Raw genomic sequence first — 1044 nt, 5'->3', positions numbered from 1 at the left:
CGGTACACGCAGGCCCACCGCGTTCAGCACTTCGCCGACATCGTTGACGATAGCTGCCGCTGGCGACATCAGAATCGACTGCCGCGTGTCATCGAATATGTAGGCAAGACGATCACGGTTGAACTCTAACTGCGGCAGAATAGGTCCCTTTCCATAGCCGCGATAGAGCCGCATCGCGGCATCCTTTGCCTGATAGAGCTCGGAGTCCTTTACTTGCTCAAAGTACTCTCGCACGCGCCCTGCGAGATCGTCATACTGGCGCTCCCAGGTCTGTAGATGCTCGCGCATTTCATCTACATTCGGGCCGAGATTATTCAGTAATTCTCTCTTAAAGAACTCCTTTGGGTCATTGAGAAGTTCTCTATCGAGAGCACCGAAGATCTGCCCGCAAGTCGACCGTATCGCCGAATCAGCCGCCGCCCCGAGATCCCCGGCGCCCTGCTCAATGCTTTGCCGGATGGGATCGAGAGCACTCTCAACCGCGCTCTCGACGCTCTGAGGAAAGTTCGCCGGAACAGCGATCCTTTCGATCTCGAGGAAGGCCTGGAAGCGCAATGCGTCTGGCCAGGCGTTTAGCTCTGCTAATATCGAGGCCGCCGCCGCCTTTACACCGCCTATTGCGGAGCTGGCGATTTTCTGCGCATTGGCAACTGCTTCGTCTAGGATCGCGAACGATTCTCGGATACTTGCCCGCGCGTCTTCGAGCTTCTTCTTGGCGTCCGAGACATCTGTCTCAAATTTCGAGAGAGCAGCATCAACTTTAGTAAGGGTGGTTACTAGTGTCTTGGAAAGCGCCGCAATTTGCGGGTCAATTTCCTCTACGACTTTAGCAAAGCGGCCCTTTGCATGCCTTCCCAATGCGCGCCGCGCCTGTTCGCTAGCAACGCGCAGCTTGGGTTCGAGCACATCTAGACGGCGCCGCAGCTGGCGGGCGAGCACCTTTGCTTGTTCACCATCTTCCTGAATTTCTTTGATGAGAGTCTCAATGTCATCGTCGAGGACAGAAAGGCTGGCACGAGTACCGCCAACTGCGCTTTCTACGGC

General features: G+C 55.9%; 1 protein-coding gene. It reads right to left on the bottom strand.

Translation table 11 applies throughout. The features are described from left to right. Window positions 1-1044, bottom strand: a 1044-nt coding sequence (locus ACKGJN_RS16250) for a hypothetical protein (RefSeq protein WP_409540615.1), incomplete at both ends; no start/stop codon positions are given.

Source organism: Gillisia xinjiangensis (assembly GCF_046298265.1).
Lineage (GTDB): Bacteria > Bacteroidota > Bacteroidia > Flavobacteriales > Flavobacteriaceae > Gillisia > Gillisia xinjiangensis.
The sequence above is the reverse complement of the archived record's forward strand: the minus strand, read 5'-3'. Positions and strand labels throughout refer to the sequence as shown.